The sequence below is a fragment of the Corallococcus sp. CA047B genome (genome assembly GCF_003612065.1).
In the GTDB taxonomy this organism is placed as follows: Bacteria; Myxococcota; Myxococcia; order Myxococcales; family Myxococcaceae; genus Corallococcus; species Corallococcus praedator.
Map to the genome: position 1 here is coordinate 14055 of NZ_RAWD01000037.1, position 18472 is coordinate 32526.

General features: G+C 63.1%; 8 protein-coding genes. All 8 read left to right on the forward strand.

Annotation, left to right across the window (positions count from 1 at the left end; genetic code table 11):
* Positions 1-47 precede the first annotated feature (47 nt).
* Genes dpdE through dpdD form a run of 8 tightly spaced genes read left to right on the forward strand, consistent with a single transcriptional unit; the run spans position 48 to position 18412 of the window.
* On the forward strand, positions 48-3479 hold the full coding sequence (dpdE, locus tag D7X74_RS09190; protein ID WP_304984911.1) for a protein DpdE: 3432 nt from the start codon (positions 48-50) through the stop codon (positions 3477-3479).
* Positions 3476-6034 (forward strand): protein DpdF, encoded by a 2559-nt coding sequence (dpdF, locus tag D7X74_RS09195; RefSeq protein ID WP_120532554.1) that lies wholly within the window; start codon positions 3476-3478, stop codon positions 6032-6034. Before dpdE ends, dpdF begins: the two co-directional genes overlap by 4 nt.
* Positions 6034-7092 (forward strand): protein DpdG, encoded by a 1059-nt coding sequence (gene dpdG, locus D7X74_RS09200; RefSeq protein WP_147446515.1) that lies wholly within the window; start codon positions 6034-6036, stop codon positions 7090-7092. The genes dpdF and dpdG overlap by 1 nt, the downstream gene beginning before the upstream one ends.
* The gene (gene dpdH / locus D7X74_RS09205) at positions 7089-10217 is read left to right on the forward strand and encodes a protein DpdH (RefSeq protein ID WP_120532556.1); all 3129 of its coding nucleotides are present in this window, start codon (positions 7089-7091) and stop codon (positions 10215-10217) included. Before dpdG ends, dpdH begins: the two co-directional genes overlap by 4 nt.
* Positions 10214-10951 carry a hypothetical protein gene (locus D7X74_RS09210; protein ID WP_147446516.1) on the forward strand — a complete coding sequence of 246 codons (738 nt, stop codon included), beginning with the start codon at positions 10214-10216 and terminating at the stop codon, positions 10949-10951. The genes dpdH and D7X74_RS09210 overlap by 4 nt, the downstream gene beginning before the upstream one ends.
* A complete protein-coding gene (gene dpdJ, locus D7X74_RS09215; protein ID WP_120532558.1) occupies positions 10948-15519 on the forward strand; it encodes a protein DpdJ in 4572 nt (1523 codons plus the stop codon). Before D7X74_RS09210 ends, dpdJ begins: the two co-directional genes overlap by 4 nt.
* A complete protein-coding gene (gene dpdK / locus D7X74_RS09220; protein ID WP_120532559.1) occupies positions 15516-16055 on the forward strand; it encodes a phospholipase D-like domain-containing protein DpdK in 540 nt (179 codons plus the stop codon). Before dpdJ ends, dpdK begins: the two co-directional genes overlap by 4 nt.
* Positions 16052-18412, forward strand: a complete 2361-nt coding sequence (dpdD, locus tag D7X74_RS09225; protein WP_199741794.1) for a protein DpdD — start codon at positions 16052-16054, stop codon at positions 18410-18412. Before dpdK ends, dpdD begins: the two co-directional genes overlap by 4 nt.
* The last annotated feature ends 60 nt before the right edge of the window (positions 18413-18472 follow it).

Sequence of the window (18472 nt, forward strand, 5' to 3'; positions counted from 1 at the left end):
CCTGGACGTCTTGGCAATCTTGAGCCTCAACCCCTGCACAGCCTGGGGTGGTTCTTGCACCGAGACCAACCTCGAGAGCATACGGGTGGAGCCCCACACGGATAGTCCATGTCAGCGTCTCGGCTCGTCGTGCACACGGCCGCGATGTACAATTCGCATGCTCGCCCACCTGCGAAAATCCGTGGATCTCGCGCATCGGCCATCCACGCAGTAACCGCACGGAATCACTGCTGGCGAGCATCAAGCGGGGAGGCACGAACTTGGGGCCAGGGAGCTTCGTTGAGTCCGAAGAGAACGACCTCGGCGTAGGTAAGTTGGTCGAGTTCGATGGCCGCAGTGCGAGCATCGAGTACTTCGTCTCGCCAGCGTCCAACGCGCGGAAGGTGCTCCAGGTCGACATCAAAAGCCTGAGCCCCGTGCAACTCCATGCCCAAAGCAGGGTCTTCTGTTGGGATGCCGCGCGTGCGGTCTGGCGGGCCGCCCGACTCCTTGATGGGGAGCCCGCCTCCAACTCCGGGGTAGACCACTACCAAGTCGCCTTTCCCAACAAGCAGGCGGCCTTGGTCCCCGCCTTCGACATGTTCCTGCGCTGGAGGCACCCGGTCGATGACCCGACCGACTGGCTCGCCTCCACTATTACGGAAACTCCCTATTGGCACGAGCGCAGGGCCCGATTCATCCGCTTCGTGACCGGGCATCGTTCGAACTTCTGCGGCCTCTCCGGGCTTGCATCCTCAAGCATCGATCTCCATCGCCACCAGGTCGCCGTGGTGCGCCGTGTCTTGAGGGACCCCGTGCAGCGATTCCTCCTGGCGGACGAGGTGGGCCTCGGCAAGACCATCGAGGCCGGCATCATCATCCGCCAGTACTTCCTCGATCACCCCCATGACGCCACCGCGCTCATCGTCGTCCCTGAGCATCTGGTCGAGCAATGGCGGGGCGAGCTCCAGGACCGATTCCACCTGGGCGATCATCTCGACGACTCCATCCACGTGACCGCCTCGAACAAGCTCTCGGAACTGAAGTTCCGTACCGAGCCCGGCATGCTCATCCTTGATGAGGCGCACCAATCCGCCAGGTGGGCCTATTCCACCCAACGCTGGCAGCGAGCGACCTACGAGGTGCTCGAGAAGCTGGCGCGCAAAGTGCCGCGCGTCCTGCTGCTGTCGGCAACGCCATTGCTGCACAACGAAGATGGCTTCCTGGCCATGCTCCACCTGCTCGACCCCCAGGTGCATCGCATCGAGGATCGCGAGCGATTCCACAAACTGGTGGCCAGCCGTCAGGAGATCGCCGAGCACCTCCAGTCTTTGCAGGACGATGTGGCCGAACTGTTCCTGGAAGGGACGCTCGACGGGATAGACCAACTCGCGCCCGAGGACTCGCGCCTGCGCTCGCTCGTTGACAGCGTCCGCGCCCTGGCCGGCGAGGAGGAGGATAACGAGCAGCGCATCTCCGCCATTCGCACCCTCCGCGCGCACATTGGGGAGACATACCGCATCGACCGGCGCATGCTGCGTACCCGCCGGGAGTCCGAGTCCGTGGCCAGCGATCTGCCCCAGAGAACCGGAGCGGTGCGGGTCTCGCACCTGTGTGACGCCAGGACCACGGCCGCCAAGCTCCTCGACGAATGGCAGGAGCGTGCCTCGTTCCAGGTCCGTTCGGCGGGGAATCCCGCCTTTGAGGAAGAGATCCAACGCCTCTTCACGCAGTTGGTGGAGGCATTCCTCTCCCACCCGTTCGTGCTCCGGGAGCACTTCACCAAGCGCGGCCGCGCGCTGGACAAGGGCACCCGCGCCGCCTTCGACTCGGAGCGCGAGTGGCTGAGCAATGCCGAAGAACTGATCGCGTCCCCTCTCGAGCACGATGCGCGGCTCGATGCGCTGCTGAAAGTGGTTGCCGAGCAGCAGGCAAGAAAGCATCGCGCGGTGATCTTCATCGACGAACCCCGTGTCGCCGATTGCGTCCATACCGTGCTCTCAGCGCGTGCCAGTGGCAAGGTCCTGCGCGCCCCCTTCGCGGCCAACACCAACACGGGTGCCGTCGCCATCATCTGTGATCGGCACGCCGAGGAAGGTCTCAACCTCCAGGGAGAAAAGGCAGTGGTCGTCCACTACGACCTGCCTCTCTCGCCGAACCGGCTTGAGCAGCGCATCGGCCGCCTCGATCGCATCGGGGCTCGCGGAAGCGTGGGTTCCATCCTCCTGCTGTCGGAAACGAGGTGGGAGGAGACATGGGCCGCCTGCCTGCAGGGGGCAGTGGGTGTCTTCTCGAACTCGGTGGCGCCTCTGCAATACGTGATCGAGGAGCAGATGCGCTCGCTCACTGCGGGACTTCTCCATGACGGCACTGCTGCCATCGAACAGGCCGCCGCCCGGATGCATGACGACGAGAAGGGACTGCAGCCCGAACTCAAGCGCATCCGCGCGCAGGAGGCACTGGACTCGACCGATCCGGCCGAACTCGAAGACGGATTCTCCTTCGATACCCTGGAAGAACACGACCTCAAGGACGACACCGTGGTCGAGGCCATGCGCGCCTGGGCCGTCGAGGGGCTCCAGTTCGAGGACCGGCCGGAGCGCGAGCCCAAGTCTTTTCGCTATGCCTATTCACATCGAGATCGGGGTTCGAACACCCTCATCCCGGTGATGGACCTCATCTCGTCGCTCGACCAAGCCATTGAGGGGAGCGGCCGCGGCGGCGAGTGGCGGACCTTCAAGATGACCGCGAGCCGGCGCTTCGCGTCCCGCACCCACTCCCCTCTTTTGCGTGTGGGGCACCCCTTCCTCGACGGCCTCACGAAGCTGGCGCGCAATGATGACCGAGGCATCGCCTGGGCCCTCTGGCGCAGCATCCCTGGCTACCAGGCGGACTCGGTGGGCGATGTCTTCTTCCGCTTCGACTTCCTGGTCGAAGTGGACCTGGACCCCGCCCTCGAGTTCCTCCAATCGTCCGGCGAGCCCACGCACGCGCTCCGCCGCCGGAGTGACGAAGCCTTCCCTCCCATCTTCCAGACCGTCTGGGTCGACCGGGACGGGGAGCCCGTCCTTTCTCCAGGCACGCGCGCCCAGCTCGAGGAGAGCTACCGCCAGGAGTCCCGTGGAGGCACGGACCACAACCTCAACCCAGAGCGTTGGGAAGTGGTGGCCAACATGGGCCTGCTCTCCAACTGGGAAGACACCTGCCGGGCCGCCCGAAAACGGGCGGAGGCCCTGCTCACCGCCGACGTCGGCCTGGGCCAGCTGACCGAAGATCATGCCCAACGCATCGAGTCGCACGCAGCCACGGTAGCAGCGCGACTCTCCAGCCGCTTGGCGCATCTGGAAGAAGGCTCCTCGCGCGAGGCCGAGCAGCGCCACATGGAACTCGAGAACCGGCTCGCCGCAGCTCTGGCACGGGGCATCCGCCAACCCCGCCTCCGCCCGGACTCGGTCGGTGCCGTATTCCTCTCCGGCCAGAATCCATTCCAGAGCCGATGAGTTCCTTCTACACACTCCAATCGCTCCTGGCGAATTGGCCGGTCGAACCCATCCCCGAGGAGGCCTTCGAGGACGCCATCCACGACAGGCTCCGACTCGCGCTCCTGGGTCTCCAGAAAAAGCGGACCGGCCCAGGCGATCTCGCCGGACTGATCCGCCATGTACTAGCCCGGCATGCCGTACTGGGAAGCACGGGACAGCCTCCCTACTTCGCCGTCCCCCGGGCCGCCGGCTGGCCAGACAAGCGAATCTGGAACGCGTTTGGAATGGAGATCGTTTCTGAGGCCCCGGACCGTTTCAAAGTCCGCGCCTCGCCGTGGCACCCGGGTTGGCTCGGCAGCCCCAATGCGGACCCCACAGCGGACGCGCTCGCGGAAAGGCCGCGACGGCGCGACGCCAAGCCTCCGATGGATCCGGCCGTCACGGCCCTGCTCAAGAACGCGCCACAGGCCTCGCGGACATACACTTCTCCCGGGCAGCGGCAAGCCATCCGCGCCGCGTTCCTCTTGGAACCAGGGGCCACGCTGCTGGTGAACCTCCCCACCGGAGCTGGCAAGAGCCTCGTCTTCCAATCTCTCGCGTTGGCGGCACGGGCGCGTGGCCAGATGACTGTCGTCATCGTCCCTACGGTGGCGCTGGCCAAGCATCAGGCGCAGCGTTTCGCCGGACTGGTGGGCGAGGAAGAGGCCGATATCGAGTGGGCCTACCACGGAGGACTCAGTCAGGAGGCCAAACGTCTCTGCAGGCAGAGGATTCGCAAGGGCGAGCAGTCCATCGTCTTCACATCCCCGGAAGCGGCGGTGGGCACGCTCCGCTCGGCACTCTTTGAGGCGGCGCGCGGCAACAGGCTCACCTATTTCGTCGTAGACGAAGCGCACCTCGTAGCAGAATGGGGTGCGGACTTCCGCCCTGAGTTCCAACTGCTTTCGGGGCTCCGGAACGGGCTCTTGACCGAGAGTTCCGGGCAGTTGCGTACCCTGCTGGCGACGGCCACGCTGACCGAGGACACTTGGTCGACCCTGCAGCTCTTGTTTGGGGAGATGGACGTCGTCTCTGCCGTCCACCTTCGTCCGGAGCCAAACCATTGGATCCACCACGCCCGGAACGAGGCCGAACGGGAAGCATGTCTCTCAGAGGTCGTCCGCCGCGTCCCACGTCCATTCATTCTCTACACCACTCGCCGTGAGGATGCCGCCAATTGGGAGACGCGACTCCTCGAGATGGGAATGTGGCGAGTGGCCTGCGTTCGCGGAGGTGACCTTTCCAACGAAAATGGCACGCGCCTGTTGGAGCAGTGGGAGCGACGGGAGATTGACGCGGTGGTCGCCACTTCGGCCTTCGGCCTCGGAGTTGACCAGTCGGACGTGAGAACCATCCTCCACGCCTGCGTGCCTGAAACGGTCGACCGGTACTATCAGGAGGTCGGCCGCGCGGGGCGGGACGGCAAGGCTGCCTTCGCCCTGATGATGCACATCGATGAAGACCTGGGGACCGCCCAGCAGATCGCTGACGAGCGAATTATCGGCGTGAAGAAGGGAATGGATCGCTGGAGGGCAATGTGGAACGGACGCGAGCGGGTCCCTGGCCGTGAGGGTGTCCTCCTGGTGCCATTGAATGCGCGACCCTGGCACGTCACGGGCGACTCGAAGGAGAACCAAGCGTGGAACCGCCGCACACTGATCCTGATGGCCCGGCTCCAACTGCTCTCTCTCGATACGGTTTCCCCTCCCCTTCTTGAGCCTGCGGAGAACGAGAGCGAAGTCGACTTCGAGCAGCGCTGGCGCGACACGTTGAACCGATTCTATGAGAAGACCGCCGTGAAGCTTCTCGAAAGCGGGCACCAGGTAAAAGCTGTGTGGGGCCAGAGGCGTTCCGCCATGATGCAGGACGGTGACTCGCTGGCGGAAGTCATGGAGGTCCTCTCGGGCCAGCGTACCCTCTCCTCCATCTTCAACCGCACCTACACGCTGCACGAGCTCGGCATCTTCCCGGAAGGTGCCTCCGGAGACTGCCCGGTCACGAGGCAACAAGACCAAGTGTCCCACGACTACGTCGTTCCCCATGCTGCGCCCCTCCGCCGGGTGGCCGACGTTTTCAACCGGGCCTCGTGGATGAGCAGCCTTCCCACCGGACTGGTCATCGTCTCTTATCCCAGGCCGGTGGACAGGCAGGCCCTGAACGCTTGGCGCCGGAAGGTCATTGATCTGCTCGGAGTGCTGACCGCCCGCGGATTCCTTGAGGTCGCCACGGGACAGATGCTGGCGGAAATGAAGGAAGTCCGGGAGCTCTGGCTCAAATCGCCTCTCCGATTCCTCATCCACCGGGACATCAACGAGCAGGACACACCGTCGGGCGAGCCCCTCGTGCGAAGAGTCAGCGTCATCGAGCCCGAGGAGGAGAGGAAGCCGCTCCTCTCGTATCTCTTCTCACTCGACCGGCCGGCGCACATTCTGGTCCTCCCGGACGATGTCCTCGAGCCCGGCGATCGAGGCAGACGGATAGTCGAACTGCGCGAGCACATATCCCTGAACCTCTTCCTCCGAAGGCTTGACTGATGGGTCTCCTCAATCGTGCAAGTGATGGACAACTGAGTGTCCTCCTGGCGTTCCGACGTGCATTGCTCCTCCGCAGCCCGCTTCCCAGGCAGGAACTTCTCGACCTTTGTGCGCCCAAGACGCTTTGGTCCTCGGCGGAGCCCACAGGCGACGACAAGAAGGACGACGCGAGCAAGAAGGAGCAACAGCAGGCCAAGGCCACGCTAACCCGATGGCTTGAGATCGGCTTCTTCGTGCAGGAGGAGGGAGATGAGAACACCATCTCCCTGGGTCCCGCGTTCAATCAAACAAGCCTCGACTCGAAGGATGCGGCTCTCCTGAGAACGGCGATCCGCCAACTCGTGTTTTCACCCGCCAACAACCTCCAGATCCTTTCTGAAGAGCGGGATTCGGAGGTCGCGGGCCAGTGCGCCGACCTCACCCGTGGGGCGTGCTGGGTGCTCGCCCAGGATTCGTACGCCTTTCCTGGCGGCAAGTGGTCCGACGTCGACGAACTTCTCAAGACGCAGGTCTCCACCAAGCCGATGCCCTTCCAGAACGACACACGCTGGTACGCGTACCGCGACGACTACGCTCCGTTTCTAGGCCTGGGATGGCTCAATCCCCAGAGAGGTTTCAGCAAAACGCAATCACCCGCAACTACGCCCTCCCGCGCGCTGGCATCCAAGTCGGCTTCTTCGGAGCCCATAAAAGGGATTCCTGAGCTGATCGCCGATCCGGCTGAGGCCGTGCTCGACGAGCTTCCAGCCACTTTCGAGGACACCCGTGAACTCCCCATCAACCGATTCCTGGAACGACTCGCCGTGCGCTTGCCCGTCATCGATGGTGGAACCTACCGGCAGCAAATGGAGGAACACCTCCGGAAGCGGGACGTGTGGAAGCCTCGCGCGCCCCATGAAATCTCCACCAGCCTCTCTCGTGCCCTCATTCGTCTTGAGGAATCGGGAGTGCTTCAATTGCCCGCCCGCTCTGATGCCCCCGAGGTGAAGCTCCTACTCGGCCGGGACAGCACGCCCATTCAGAGGATCTCCCACGTGGTGTGGACGAAGACCACATGAGTATCAACTCCCTCCTGCCGTACTGGCCAACCATCAACAACGTCAAGGCGTGCATCTCGGCCGAGGCCGAGACGAGCAGTAACGCCATCTTCCTCGCCGCCCACCAGGCGATGAAGTTCGAATGCAGGCGAGTGGGAGGCGGTCAGGAGACCGAGCCTCGCGATGAGCGCGCGCTAATCGAGGCCTTCATGGAGGACGCTCCACCGGAAGGCCGGATCATCCTGCCCATTATTGGAAGCTCGGGAGTAGGCAAGTCTCATGTCATCCGCTGGCTCGACGTTCAGCTACAGACGCATCCTCGGTACGAGCATCTGCACATCATCCGTATTCCAAAGGGCTCCAGCCTAAAAGGCGTGCTTCGCCTGATTCTCAAAGGGCTACCGGGAGCCGCCTACGCCCCCTTGCGCAAGAGGCTGAACGAGGCACACGAACAGCTCGATCCTGAACTGGCAGCAAAGATGCTGCTGACGAACTTACGGCACCTGTTGGTGAAGGCTTCCGCCGCAGCCACCGAACGGCTGGTGGCGAATCACTCGCAAGATCCGGGAGAAGACAAACTTCTCAAGACCTTCGGCTCCCCGCGCGCCCTGCCCGCGCTCCTCGGAGATCCCGTTCTTGAGACTGAACTCTTTCTCGGAACCGCAGACAAGCCGGGAATCATCTCCCGGCTGGCAGAGCACGTCACCCAAGAGGGAGGCTCCGACGTCGACCAGCGGGCGCACCAATTCGAGCCCTCGGACTTCAGGGTTCCCGATGAACTCGTACGTCAGATGAATGCCCAGGCAAAGGACTTCTACCGGCAGATCGCCAAGGAGGAAGATCAGCACCGGGCCCAGGCGGCACGACTGCTCAATGGCCTGCTCGATCAGGCCAAACAGGAACTGCTCCGGCTGGGGGACAACACGTTGACGGAGCTGTTCGTGGACGTCCGTGCCCAACTCCTCAAGGAGGAGCAGGAACTCATCCTCTTGGTGGAAGATTTCGCAGTACTGTCTGGCCTGCAGGGGGCGCTCCTAGATGTAATGATTCGCGAGGCGTACCGGGACGGCAAGCAGGTACTGTGCACCATCCGCAGCGCACTGGCCTATACCGAAGGCTACATGCTGAAGGATACGGTACGAACCCGCGCTCGCATCGAGTGGCTCATCCCAGAGAGGGACAATGACGTGGTCAGTCGCGCGGTGGAACTCGTGGGCGGGTACTTGAATGCAGCCCGCCTCGGACGGGACAATCTCACGGCCAGTTTCAACACACGCGCTGAAGGCTCGCAGAGTGAGTGGTCTACCGGATGGGTTCCCCGCTTCGAGCACCAGCTCGACGAGCCGGGAGCACAGGTCCTCGATATGTTCGGCACGTCAGTCCAGGGTCATCCCCTCTTCCCCTTCAACCGCACTACAATCGAACGGCTCGTCACCACGGGTTCCCAGGGAGCGGATGGACGTCCTCTGTTCAACCCGCGCAACATCATCAACAATGTCCTGCGCGAGACGCTCGTGTACCGCCCTGAGTTCGAACGCGGGGAGTTCCCGGCCGAGACATTCGGTACCACGGACGGCCTTTCGGGCGACACGCTCGCGGAGATCCGGCGCCTCCAACCAGACCATTGGAAGCGGTACGCGCGGGTGGCCGCCTACTGGGGAACGGCTCCCCAGATCTTCCAGGCTTTCGGGCTGTCCGCGCTCAACCCGGGAGACACCATCCATGTCGAGGATCCTAGGGATATATCCCCGATAATGGAGTCCGTGGTCCCCGTTGGGCCCAAACCGACCACCAAGCGGCCCCAGGTCAGCGCGCAGGCGTCCAAGGTCCAGGAGTGGGACCAGAAGCTCACTGAGTGGCAGCGCGGCAAGAACCTTTCCCAGGGCGACGCTCGCGACCTGCGGAACTGGATCGCTCCCCGGGTGATGACTTTCATTCCCTGGCCTCTGCATATGCTGCAGCCTTCCTGGGATCTCAAGGAGATGGCGGAGAAAATCTTCCTACCGGGAGGTTCGACGGCGGATACCACCGAGGCCAACGCGCTCTTCGTGGTCTGCACGCAACGCGAACGACTGGACGAACATGCATCCCTCGGAATACGCAATGCGCTGCTAGCCATTGTCCGTCACGAGACATACGGAAGGGAGTGGAACTATGAGGGAACTGAGCGCGACAGTGCTCGTGTGGCCCAGTTCCTGTCGGACCGGGTCGCCATAACAATTGATGCCGCCAAAGAGCAGTCAGATGAGCTTATCACCCCGATGGTGGAAGTCCTTCTCGTGGGAGCCCGCTGTCTGGGAGCCAGGGTCGGCCACACATCGAACCGGACAGCGCTGGTGGAAGCCCTATTCGAGAAGCTCACGCCACCTGCGCCTGGGCCTCCACTCCAGCGGCTTGACTGGCGCAAATGGGATTCCGTGCTCCATAAGATCGCCGGTCTGCGCGCAGATACACCGACCCGACTGTCGGCACAAGACATCCTGTTGCAGTTGGTGGGATCCAGGCAGGGCGAGCAAGGAAGAGACGTTCTCGCCCTAGATGTTGTGCGCCTCATTCCAGCGCTGGATTCGGTCAAGAAGAGCTGGAACATCACCTCGCAGGTGAAGTCCTCGTCCAAGAAGGAACTGCGTGCGCTAGCGAACGACGTCTCCGGCCTGAAGACGGAGATCCAGGCTGCGGCGAAGAAGTTGTCGGAGGAGTTGCTCGAGTTGCGCCGGACGAGCCTGAGCTTCCTCGGCGAAACGTTCGACAGGGACGAAGTCCGGATCGTCTTCACCGAACTCGTCGAGTTCACCGCAGCCCTGGGTGTGGTGCAGGGCTTCGATCCACAAACACTCCGTGAGTCGATCAAGTCGTTCTACGACAGCCCGGTGAAGACAGTGCTCGATCAGCTCGCCCGCCTGGAGACAGAGAAGGCCCCGGGACAGACGCTCGGGGTCCTCGCGCAACTTGACCGCTCCGCTCTCTTCGTCATTGAACGCGTCATCGATCAAATGAACGCATTCCTGAAAAACGCCAGCGCTGCCCTCAAGGCAAACCTGGATGCCAGTGAGCCGGATCCCATTGAGACCGCGCGGAACGCGCTCGTGGAAGAACTCGAAACCATTGGACAACACCTGCAGAGCCTGCGGGGGAGTTCCTCATGAACAACGCAGTCCCACTCGCCCGGGAGCTACGTCAGCAAGCCGAACGATTCAAGAACCGTCAGTCCGATGAAGACAAGGCACATCATTTCGAGAAGCGGCGGATGGAACTCGTGGAACTCCGGGAGCGGCTGGAACAGTTCTCGCTTCCTACGGGCGTTCTAATGCGTAACGGGCGCTTGCCCGCCGACAACCTCCCTGAAGACACGGAGCACGAAGATCTGCTGACGAAGCTCTTGCAGAAAGCCCGCCAGGACGCACCGGAAGACTTCACCAAGGGCAACGACTACTCCCGGTTCTGCAAACGGCTCGGTGCACTGAACAGCGAACTGGAGCGCCTCGTCGATGAGACCTGGAAGGCATTCCTTTCGGAATTGCCCCAAGCCAACGAGAATCTGCTCGAGGACATCGCCACCATCCCCGGTCAGTCGCAATCGGTGCGGCAGGTACGACAACTCAAGAGCGAGTTGCAGGCCTCCTCAGTCCGTGCACCGCGAACGGATAGCGATTTCAAGGCCATCCTTGAGCGGGCGGAAGCACTGCGTGCCGGACTCGCGGACCTTAGCGACACCCACTATCCCCAGGCGGTGCGCCAGTTCCTCCGAGCCTCCCAACAGCCCGGAGGTGCGGCGCTCGTTCTCCTCACGAAGGACGTACATCAGTGGCTTGAAAGCCGGGGGCTCCTCGACCGGATCCGTCTGCGCTGGTTCGAGGGTACAGGGGGGCGAAGGCCATGAGCCTGGATGAGGCGCAGCGCCAGGGACTCGATTTCCTGGGCGAGATCGAACGGGCCGAGGCCGCACTGCTCTCCTGGGGCATTGTCGATGGGTTCTTCTCCCAGGAAGAACTCCAGGATCGGGCCTCGCGGTTCCTCGATCGCATGGACTCACATGCCTTCGAGGATCCCCAGGGACTGCTCGACTGGCTTGAGAATGAGCGCCTGCTGTGGCTGGTCCACGGAGAGGACGGACGCTACCGCACGCGCATGGCGGAGACGCTCCGGCTACTGGCGAGGCTGCGACAGATCTTCGCCGACAAGCCCAAGAACCCTGCAGCACGGTGGCGCACCGGGAAGAATTTGGTCGCGGACTTCCGCCTGCTGTTGCGTCCGCGCTTGTTCCCCAAGCGCCGGTTCACCGCGCAGGATGTGCTCACAGCCCTCCAGGGCACTGGACTCGATGCCCGTCAGGTGGCGGTGGTGAAGGCCCTGCTACGGGTCAACTCCAAGAAGCCTTTGGAGTTGGCACAGTTCCAGCTCACCGCTACGCGGGACATTCTGAGCCAGCGCGTCTCCAGCAAGCGCTCGTTCGGCACCATCGTCTGCGCGGGGACCGGTAGCGGAAAAACGCTGGCTTTCTATCTGCCCGCCTTTATCTCCATGGCCCGATGGCTGGGCGGCCCCCCATGGACCAAGTGCTTGGCCCTCTACCCTCGCAACGAACTGCTCAAGGATCAGTTGCGCGAAGCGCTCGGGCAGGCGAAGCGGGTCAACGAGGAACTGCCAACAGGTGTCCGGCTATCCATCGGCGTGTTGTACGGTGACGTTCCCAAGGTGGCCAAGGATCTGCTCGACCGTTCATCCCAGAGGGCAAAACATTTCGACGCATGGGAGAAGGTTGGAGACAAAGCACTTCGTTGTCCCCTGCTCGACTGCCCTTCTTGCAATCGGCGACTCCTATGGCGTCTCGACGACATCCAGACAGGCCTTGAGAGGCTCTCGTGCGAATCGAAATCCTGTGGTCTCAAGGTGAGCCCCGACGAGATACGCCTCACGCGCGACAGCCTCTCCCGGAGCCCACCGGACCTGCTGTTCACCACCACGGAGATGGTGAACCAGCGGATGGCCACCTCGATGGGCAAGCTGTTTGGGTTCAAGCAACTCGAGCACCACCGGCCGCGCCTTGTCCTGCTTGACGAGGTACACACTTATGAAGGAGTTCACGGCGCGCAGGTCGCCCTTCTGCTCCGCCGCTGGCAGAAACTCACCCAGGCCCGGCCCCACTTCGTGGGTCTCTCCGCGACCCTGGCTGACGCGGAACGCTTCTTCGCAGATTTGACTGGAGTAAGGCGGACGGATGTCATCGCGGTCATCCCGGACGACTCCGAGATGGAGCCCGAGGGCATGGAGTACCAGGTAGCCCTCCGGGGTGACCCCGTCTCCGGCGCAAGCCTTTTGTCGACCTCCATCCAGACGCTCATGCTGATGCGCCGGATGCTTGAGCCCAACGGCATCTCGCGCCCGGCCTACGGCAAGAAGGTCTTCGCCTTCACCGACAACCTAGACGTCAACAACCGTCTCTTCTTCGACACGCTCGATGCGGAAGGGTGGAAGCGCCCGGGAACACCAGATCCAAGGAAGCCATGGGGCTCGTTGGCCACGCTTCGCGCGCGCGAGCACGCCGACCACGGCGCGAGGCTGGTCCAGGGCCAGTCCTGGGTCGTCGCAGAGTGGATCGGGCACGCACTGACCGGGGGAGCCCGTGCCGCAGTCGACCGGGTGAGTTCCTTGGATCGAGGCATCAACCGGAGCGCGGAGATCGTCGTTGCCACCTCGTCGCTCGAGGTTGGATTCGACGACCCGGAAGTCGGAGCTGTGGTGCAACACAAAGCCCCCCGCAGCGGGGCCTCATTCCTTCAGCGGAAGGGACGCGCCGGCCGGCGACGTGAGATGCGGCCCTGGACCCTCGTCGCCCTCACCGACTTCGGACGGGATCGGCTCGCCTACCAGGCCTACGAGCAGATTTTCTCCCCCGTGCTGGCTCCCAGGTACCTGCCCATTGGCAACCGGCATGTTCTGAAGATGCAGGCCACGTACACCCTTCTCGACTGGGTGGCGGCCGTTACTTCGGCGGGCAGCAGTACGCCGATGGATGCCTGGCTCATCCTCTCCACCCCCGCCGATCAGCGATACCCGAACCAACTCCAGCGCCAAAAGGAAGCCATCGAGTTGCTCCGTAGGGTGCTCGAGAACCCGGCCGAACGGGCTCGCTTCACCCGATACCTCCAGGAGGCGCTGGGCCTCGACGAGTCAACGCTCCAGGCCGTGCTCTGGGAACCTCCCCGCGCCCTGCTCACCTCGGTCATCCCGACCTGTCTCCGCCGGCTCGAGCGCAATTGGAAGATCGCCACCAGTGGAAAAACAGAAGCACAAGAGCCTTCCACGCCACGCACTCCACTTCCGGAGTTCATCCCCCGGGCGCTCTTCGGCGATCTGAACGTGCCTGAAGTGCAGGTCGTGCTGAACAATGCTTTCCGGCGGCGCGAGGAGTGGATGCCCGTGGCGCAAGCCCTTCGCGAGTTCGCCCCTGGACGTGTTTCACACCGTTTCAGCATCCAGCACCAGAACCAACGCAACTGGGTGCGATTGCCAGAGGTGGGTGACACGCTCTGGCTCGAAGACTTCTGCAACCCGGAATACGCCACCGAGATTGGCCGCTTCGACGTGCCGTGGAGCGAGCACAAGCAACCGTTCGCCGTCATCCGCCCGCTCCAGATGAACACGGTGGAGCCCCCGGAGGAGATCCTCTCGACCTCCAATGCCTTTCCCGTCTGGAGCACCACACTCCGCACCACGGCCGAGGGGTACAGACTGAGCCTGCCCCGGGGCTCGAGGTGGCGAAAGCTGATCGACGCGCTCTGGATCCATACCTACGCCTTGTCCCAGCCCGTGGAACTCATCCGTTTCACCCCAGAAGTGAACGTCTCCTTGAAGATGAAGGGCGGAGAAGTTTCCGAGCGGGTGGTGTCCTTCAAACGCCGGGAAGGCGAGGACGGCAACGAACCGGTCGCACTGGGCTTCAACGCGGATATTGACGCGCTGGCGATCGATCCCAAACTTCCAGAGTCGCTCGCCGCGCAATGCACCTCCGACCCCGGGTTACTGCGCGCGCTGCGCCCGGCGCTTTTCCGCCAGCGTCTCCAGGATGATTCACGGCTCGATGGCATTGCCAACCGGTTCCAGCGGGACTGGCTGGCTGACGCCTGCTTCTCGGCCCTGGCGCTCGAGGCACTCGGGGCTGGAATCCCTCTGGAAGAGGCATGGTCGCGAATCCGGACCGATGACAAGGCACTGACCCAGGTGCTCGACATCCTCTTCATGGCGCTCCCGGCGACTGAGGATGGCGGCGAGGACGCCGAGGGTGAGGTCGACCGAGGGCGACGCCACCAGGAACTACTCGAACTGCTCGACAGCCCGACAGTCGTCACCGTGCTGGGAGAGGCGGCCACGGTGCTGTGGAGCGCACCAGATGCCTCGTGGGAACCGTGGCTTCGCAGACGGGTGCGCTCCACCCTGGGAACGGCTTGCCTCGAAGCCATTCACATCCTCTGCTCCCAGATCAATGCGGAAGACTTGCTGCTGGACCTGGATGCAGTAGGGACCGGGCCCGGCGACCGGCTGTGGCTGACCGAAGCCGCGTTGGGCGGCGCGGCCATCATCGAATACTTCCTGTCGCGCTACGGGGACGATCCACGCCGCTTCTTCGGCTTGCTCGATTCGGTGCTCGCACCCTCGGATTTCGAGGAGATCGACTTCCAGCTCCGTGCGCTCCTCTCGCGCCTGTGTGCGCCTGATGTTGACCGGGACGAGGCGCTGGTGAACGCGGTGGCGGCGATACGCCAATCCGGGGCACACGAGGACTGGGTGGAGCACTCTAACCACCTCAGGCGTCTGCTGTCGGATCGTGGCTTCCTGGTGAATCAGCAGTTCGTTGCTGCGCTCTTCGCCCGGCTGCTGCGTCCCGGAAGCTCCCCAGCGATGGACGCGATGCTCGCGCGGCTGCTCGGCGCCTGGGACGCAGCGGAGGCGAGGCTCGGCGTCGAACTTGCCCCCCAGATCGTCGCCTTGTGGGAGAGCAAGAACGAAGCGCTCGACTCGACCCTCACGCGAGCCGGCGAGGTCCCTGGCGGTGAGCGGCGCGGATGGCGCTATTCCACCCTCCTGGGACTGTTGTGGCCTCGGGGCTCGGGCGTCCGGGCCGAAAGCCTCAAAACATCCAATCCCTACACCAGCCTTCCCACCTCCGATCGGCTCCTCATTGAGGTCCTCCTTCCGCAGCAGGACATCGAAGTACGGCTGGAGGAGACAGACTGGCTCACGATACTGACGGACCGGCTCATCACGCATGGCCACGCCAGGCTGTCGGCGCCAGAAACCGACCTCCGGGAGCTCAGGGAAGCCATGCTCGCCATGCTGATCGAGCCGCTGGACATCGGCGCCCTCCTAGTCCACCCCCGGGTTCGAGGCACGCGCCGACAGAGCGGGCGCGTCGCAGTCACCTTCGATTTGCTGGAGGCAGTGCAATGATGCAGGCGTCCACGCGACACATCCTGCGCAGTTCCTCCGCCTCCAGACAGGAGATCCGTGAGGTGCTCCAGGGTCTCTTCATCCGCGAGTTGCTGTTGCCCAGCCGCTGCCTGTGGCTCATCTCACCCTGGGTGAGGGACATTGAGGTTATCGACAACAGGGCGGCGGCGTTCCGAAGCCTGGTGCCCGACCTGCCAGCGGCCGGCATCCATCTGCACCAGATCCTGCACAAACTGCTCGAGCGCGGCACCCGTGTCGTGCTGGCGGTGCGCCCGGAGCGCGAGAGCGTGCATTTCGGCATGACCCTGCGCAACTCGCTGGAGGGGCGTATTCCGGCGAATGCATTCACCCTCCTCCAGCGCGATGTGCTGCATGCCAAGGGACTGGTTGGTGACGACTTCGGACTCACCGGCTCCATGAACTTCACCTTTAGCGGAGTGGAGTTGCAGACGGAACTGGTGACGTTGGAGCGAGAAAGGGCTGAGGTCGCCAGGATGCGGGTCGATTTCCATTCCGAATACGGGGGTGCCCTTTGAGCGAATCGGCTGGCTCTTGGCTAGATTCAGACTTCGCCCAGCGGTTCTTCGGTCCAGGAAACAGGCTGCGGTGGGATGCGATCAATAACGGCTCCCTCTCTCCTGATACCTTGGAGCGGATCAAACCCTGGATTGAGGATCTCAAGTCCAACGCCGATTTCATCTGCCTGCCCAGATCCCGGGAGAACGGCAACGTCGAGTGGTATGTCCTGGCATCCACAGACCGGGGGGCCCGCGCGCTACGAGAGCAACTGGTGGCACTGCTGGGCACTTCCTACGCGGGGCCGTGGCTGGCGTGGAGTCGGTTCGATGACAAGGATCCCATCGATGCGGTCGTAAAGGAGTTCGCGCCTGGACGTGCATACCGGCTCCGTCTACGGGACCCGGAACTGCTCGAGGCGGTGAGAGCAAAGTTGTCGCTCTTCCGCGCCCTTAGCAAGGAGCGCCCCGTCCGTACCGCCGCGACGGCCCGACCGGTGGGACGCATTCTCAGCGATTTCGAGTATGCCCTACGCGCCCAGGAAGGCCGGCAGGCCACGGAGTACATCGCCGAGTTGCGCCGTTTGGGCCGTCTGTCGGCCCAGAACCATCTCTTCCTTGAGATCCTGCGACTGGAGAGTATCCGAGCGTGGGATGAAATTCTTGAGGAGCCCAGACTCAACACGCTCATGATGCTCACACGGCCTCGCCGTGTGACCCAGGCGCTCATCCGGGCGCTCTACGCTCGAGAACTCCAGCATTTTGAGAGCATCGGTGATGCCTCAGGAGCCATAGCGCAATTCAAGGAGAAGGTCTTACAACCGTGGCCCGCGCTCTTCAGGACGTGGCATGGGATGGATGCGTCAGAAGTCGTGAAATGCTTCATGATGCTCGCCGCGACCACCTCCCCCTCACGTCTGCAATTGCGCGATGCGCTCCTCGCAGCCCATCCAAAGCAAGCCGCCGACCACCCCTATCTGGAGTCGCTGGCTGCACTCGTGCCTGACACGGCACTGCCCGCTGCCAGCCTCCGTGACATGGAAAGTGTTCGGAACGCCTACGATCAGGGAGAGGTCGAGCGTGCATTCCAGGAGGCAATGGCGCTCCCAGGAAGTCTCGAACGGCTGGTGATACTACTGCGCTGTGCACGAGAACTTGACACGCTGGACGCGGCCGCTCAGGCATTGACAGAGGTTGAGGGCGCGCCCCCGGCGCAACGTGAGGTGCTGCTCGGACGCACCCCCATTCGCACCCTCTGGGAGAGACTGCTCGACCTGACAACAAGGCCTTCCCAATCACAGACTCCCGTTGCCGTCGCGTCCACACCTAGTCCTACGGTACCAGTGGGGCTCGTGGTCTGGCTTGAGCGACTGGGGGACGAGACCGAATGGCCCACGGCTCTTGAAGTGCTCGAGCGAGGCGTTCGCGAGTGGTCTCGCGATGCGTGGTTCGCAGATCAAACCCGCGTCGCCGCAGCGGCAGCGGCCATCAAAGCGTCTCGACAGCCCTGGGGAGATGAAACCCTCCGAAACAGCTTACCCCACCTGCTCCATTTCCTGCTGGCCTCGGATGAGCCGGAACGCGTCCTCAAACCCGTACTCAAGGAACTCGCCGTTGTCGTCACACTGGATGATCAGGTGCGTACCGAGCAACTGCGGATACTCACCGAAATCACCGAGGCCCTTCTCAAGATAGGGCTCTCTGCACTGGAATATCGTGAAGCCCTCTGGGCTCTTCGAGAAACCTGGCGGCGCACCGGAGCAGCCACCTTGGCGGACTGGGCGATCGATACACTGGATATGCTCATCAGCCACCCGGCTGCGGATCCAGCCGAGAGGACACAATTCTGCTACGAGACCGCAGCCTATCTGCGCCAGCACTCGCGCCGCTCAAGCCGGGATCAGGTGATGCTTTTCCAGGCCCTGGCAGCGGAACTGGAGCTGGAGGTTCCTCCCCAGGTCGCGCGGATGTTCAGCGAGGAGTCGGGAGAAGACACCAACGCAGGCGAGGACCTGTCCTCAGCGCTCTCGGGGAGAAGGATCGCTCTCTACTCATTGAAAGAGCCCACCCTCAGACGGGTTGCGCGGATCATCGGTGAACTCGCCCCGACGGCACGGGTGGCATGTTTCAATGACAAGGTTGGTGGTTCTCCCGCTCTAAAACAACAAGCCGCAACTGCGGATATCTTCGTCATCGCTACCGCTGCGGCGAAACACGCAGCGACAGGATTCATCGATATCCACCGTCCATCCGAGGCCATCACAATCTACGCTGCCGGGCAAGGAAGCGCTAGCATGCTGCAGGCCCTCCGAGACTTCGTTATCCGCAGCAGCGGAGAAGCCGGCAGAAAGCCCATGAATGAACTCGATATGGAATAATTGGGAAACGATTGCGCACCAGCACTACGGAATCGAGGGAGCGGCGACGTTCTTGCCGCC

Coding starts and splice junctions, on each gene's coding strand:
- D7X74_RS09210 (WP_147446516.1), top strand. CDS start 10,214: ATGAACAACGCAGTCCCACTCGCCCGGGAGCTACGTCAGCAAGCCGAA.
- dpdJ (WP_120532558.1), top strand. CDS start 10,948: ATGAGCCTGGATGAGGCGCAGCGCCAGGGACTCGATTTCCTGGGCGAG.
- dpdK (WP_120532559.1), top strand. CDS start 15,516: ATGATGCAGGCGTCCACGCGACACATCCTGCGCAGTTCCTCCGCCTCC.
- dpdG (WP_147446515.1), top strand. CDS start 6,034: ATGGGTCTCCTCAATCGTGCAAGTGATGGACAACTGAGTGTCCTCCTG.
- dpdF (WP_120532554.1), top strand. CDS start 3,476: ATGAGTTCCTTCTACACACTCCAATCGCTCCTGGCGAATTGGCCGGTC.
- dpdH (WP_120532556.1), top strand. CDS start 7,089: ATGAGTATCAACTCCCTCCTGCCGTACTGGCCAACCATCAACAACGTC.